Annotated in this window: 4 protein-coding genes; 3 read left to right on the top strand and 1 reads right to left on the bottom strand. The window is 65.1% G+C overall.

Annotated features, from left to right (window positions below):
* Positions 1–1,131 (bottom strand): ABC-F family ATP-binding cassette domain-containing protein (locus GSQ89_RS27475; RefSeq protein WP_158931301.1); only part of this gene is annotated, 1,131 nt, incomplete at its 3' end.
* A gap of 171 nt (positions 1,132–1,302) precedes the next feature.
* Between GSQ89_RS27475 and GSQ89_RS27470 the strand changes: the two genes are divergently transcribed.
* The 3 genes from GSQ89_RS27470 to GSQ89_RS27460 all read left to right on the top strand — a co-directional run.
* Complete coding sequence (locus GSQ89_RS27470) at positions 1,303–2,199, top strand: fructose bisphosphate aldolase (RefSeq protein WP_158931299.1); 897 nt, start codon at positions 1,303–1,305, stop codon at positions 2,197–2,199.
* 164 nt (positions 2,200–2,363) lie between these two features.
* Complete coding sequence (locus GSQ89_RS27465; RefSeq protein WP_158931297.1) at positions 2,364–2,759, top strand: Rrf2 family transcriptional regulator; 396 nt, start codon at positions 2,364–2,366, stop codon at positions 2,757–2,759.
* A gap of 61 nt (positions 2,760–2,820) precedes the next feature.
* On the top strand, positions 2,821–3,870 hold a 1,050-nt coding region (locus GSQ89_RS27460; RefSeq protein WP_158931295.1), incomplete at its 3' end, for an MFS transporter.

Genomic DNA, 3,870 nt, shown 5'->3' with positions numbered 1-3,870 from the left:
CCGGGTGCCGCCCCCCCCGCCGGTCAGGGCCTGCGACAGGGTCTGGTTGGGGTCGAGCGAGTCCCGCCGCTGGTCCAACGATACCTCGGCCAGGTTGGTGCCGATTTTGACCTCGCCTGTGTCGGGGGCCAGCTTGCCGGTCAGCATGTTCAGCAGCGTGGTTTTGCCGGCGCCATTTTGTCCGACGATCCCGACGCGGTCGCCGCGGATGATGCGAGTGGAGAAATCCCGCACCACGGTGCGGTCGCCGTAGGTCTTCGAAATCCCCTCCGCCACCATGACCAGGCGGCCGGACAGTTCCGCCTCGGCGGCTTCCAGCTTCACCTTGCCCACGGCGGCGCGCTGTTCCTTGTGCTTCTTGCGCAACGCATGCAGGTCGCCCAGCCGCTTCTGGTTCCGCTTGCGCCGCCCGGACACGCCGTAGCGCACCCAGTCTTCCTCCATGAGGATTTTCCGCCCGACCTTGTGCCGCTCCAGTTCCTCTTGTTCCAGGATTTGATCGCGCCAGGATTCGAACTGGGCAAACCCCTGGTCCAGCACACGTGTGGTGCCGCGATCCAGCCAGACGGTGGTTCGGGAAATCCGTTCCAGCAGGCGGCGGTCATGGCTGATCACCACGATGCCGGAGCGCATGCCGGCGAGTTCCTGCTCCAGCCACTCGATGCCGGGAAGGTCGAGATGGTTGGTGGGCTCATCCAGCAGCAGGATGTCGGGTTCGGGGGCGAGGACGCGGGCGAGGGCGGTGCGGCGGGCCTCGCCGCCCGACAGCATCGTTGGGTCTTCGCGGCCGGTCAGACCGAGCTGCTCGAGGAGATAGGAGGCGCGGTAGTGGTCGGCGGCGGCGGCGTCGCCCAGGCCGGCTTCGACGTACTGCAGTGTGGTGGCGAACCCGGCGAAATCGGGCTCCTGCGGCAAATAGCGGATGGTGGCGCCTGGCTGGGCGAATCGGCGGCCGGTATCCTGCTGCACCAGGCCGGCGGCGATCCGCAGTAACGTCGATTTGCCCGATCCGTTGCGGCCGACCAGGCAGACCCGGTCGCCGGTGGTTACGGAAATGCCGGCGCCGGCCAGCAGCGGCGCGGCGCCGAACGTCAGGGCGATATCCTGAAGCGCGAGAAGGGGAGGAGCCATGGCGACGGCTTAAACCATCGGCGTTCCGGATTGAAGCGGGCAGGCAGGATCGTGCGAAGGGCGAAGATTGTGTGGACCCCGAACGGCATGCCAGTATTCTTGTCCGCGCGAGGGCGATCGGCCGAGGCTGGACGCATATGACCCAAGCGTACCGGTGTGAGGATGACGACCATGGCCAATGACAAGATGACGGCGCAAATGCGCGAGAAGGGCGGCTTCATCGCCGCGCTTGACCAGAGCGGCGGGTCGACTCCCGGCGCCCTGCGCCTCTACGGCATTCCGGACAGCGCCTATAGCGGCGATGCCGAGATGTTCAAGCTGATGCATGAGATGCGGGTGCGCATCATGACAGCGCCGGCCTTTACCGGGGCGAAGGTGATCGGTGCAATCCTGTTTGAAGCGACGATGGACGGGAAGGCGAAGGACAAGCCGGTTCCGGCATACCTGTGGGACGAACGGGGGGTTGTTCCGTTCCTGAAGGTCGACAAGGGGCTGGAGGCGGAGAAGGACGGCGTCAGCCTGATGAAGCCGATTCCCGGGCTGGACGCGCTGCTGGAGCGGGCGGGGAAGCTTGGGATCTTTGGCACCAAGATGCGCTCTGTGGTCAATTTGGCCTCGAAAGACGGGATCGCGGCCATTGTGGCGCAGCAGTTCGCGATCGGCGCGCAGATCAGCGGCCACGGGTTGATGCCGATCCTGGAGCCGGAAGTGTCGATCAAGAGTCCGGACAAGGCGGGTGCGGAGGCTATTCTGCTGGCCGAACTGACCAAGGGGTTGGATGCGTTGCCGGCGGGGCAGCAGGTGATGCTGAAGCTGACGATCCCGGATGTGCCGAATTTGTATGCGGGGCTGAGCGGCCATAAGGGTGTGGCGAGGGTTGTGGCGCTGTCGGGGGGGTATACGCGGGCTGACGCCTGTCAGCGCCTGGCGGCCAATCACGGCATGATCGCGAGTTTCTCGCGGGCGCTTGCCGAGGGCCTGACGCGTTCGATGAGCGATGCGGCGTTCGATGCGGCGCTGGCGGCGTCGATCGATGAGATTTATCGGGCTTCTACCGAGAAGGTTTGAAGCCGGGCCGCCTAGGGCGGGGCTGAAGGCGTCAGCCCCGTCTTGCGGGTCGATGGGTGTCGGGCCGGGTTTGGCCGCCGGTGAGGCGACCGACCGGTCTGACGCGCGCGCTTGACTATACAAAACATAACTGGTAGTGTTTCCTTATGGCTGCAAACACCCGCATGGCAACCGCCGTCCAAATCCTGTGTGTCATCGCCTACACGGGACCGGAGGGCACCAACTCGGAGATCGTCGCGAAGAGTCTTCGCACGAACCCCGTGGTGGTGCGGCGACTGCTGAAATGCATGCAACAGCAGGGCCTGGTCGAGATTCGCCCGGGCAAGGATGGCGGTGTCGAACTGGCGCGCGCGCCTGACGAGATCACCTTGGACCAGATCTACCGGGCGGTCGAAACCGAAACGGGTGTGTTTGCCCTGCGGCCAAGGGGCAACCCGAACTGCCCGGTCGATTCCCGGATGAAGGATCTGCTGACGCCGATCTTTGGCGCCACCGACACCGCGGTCGAGACAACGCTGCGGCGGACCACGCTCGGCAGTCTTGTCGGGGCGATTGTCTAGACATTTTTTTACCTATGAACAAAACATAAGATGTTTTGTTCTATTATCCAGACAGGACACCATGGACTCGTTCGTAGAGACAGATCAGCAGGACATCCTGGCGCCGGCCTTGTCGGTGCCCGATCCCGGTGGGGCACCGGGACCGAGGCGAGGCATCGGCATCCGTCGAATCGCCGCTTCGCCGAACCAGGTGCTGGCGATCGTTTGCATCGGCATCGTGCTGGCCAACCTTGACCTGTTCATCGTCAATGTCGGCCTGCCCAACATCGCGCGGGACCTGCGCGGCGCCTCACTGGAAAACCTGTCCTGGGTCTTGAACGGTTACGCGATCACCTATGCGGCGTTGCTGGTGTTCTTCGGGCGCCTGGCCGAACGTTACCGCCGCAATCAGAGCTTTTTGCTTGGCATCGGGCTGTTTACCGCTGCCTCGGCCGCCTGTTCGGCGGCCAATAGTGTCGAGATGCTGGTCGCGTTCCGGGTGATACAGGCAGCGGGCGCGGCGCTGATGACGCCGACATCCATCGGGCTGATCCTGGCGACGTTTCCCCCTGAACACCGCGGCGGCGCGGTGCGAACCTGGGCGGCCGTCGGCGGTCTCGCCGCGGCACTGGGGCCGGTCGCCGGCGGCTTGCTGGTGATGGCGAGCTGGCGCTGGATCTTTCTGGTCAACGTCCCCATCGGTGTGATGGCGCTGGCGGTCGGCTGGTGGAAACTGCCGGAGGTGCCGGGGCACAACGTGCCTCGCCCCAATCCGTGGGCCGCGTTGCTGATTACCGGTGGGATCGGCGCGCTGACCTTCGCGATCGTGAAGGTGAACGATTGGGGATGGGCCTCGCGCGGCATCGGCCTGAGCGTCGCCGCCGCGGTCGTTTGCCTCGCGTTGTTCGTCCGCCACTGCCTGAGGTCCCGCAACCCGTTTGTCGATCCCAAGCTGTTCCATGTTCGCCAGTTCACCGGTGCTGCGTTGGTGATGGCGCCTTACTCGGTCGCTTTCGGCGCGATGCTGTTTTCCGTTGCGATCTGGGAGCAGACGGCCTGGGGCTGGTCGGCGCTGAAAACCGGCCTGGCGATCGCCCCCGGCCCACTGCTGGTCCCGGTCACGTCGCTGCTG

The organism is Acidisphaera sp. S103 (genome assembly GCF_009765975.1).
Classification (GTDB): Bacteria; Pseudomonadota; Alphaproteobacteria; order Acetobacterales; family Acetobacteraceae; genus Rhodopila.
This window is presented reverse-complemented; position numbering and strand designations above follow the sequence as displayed.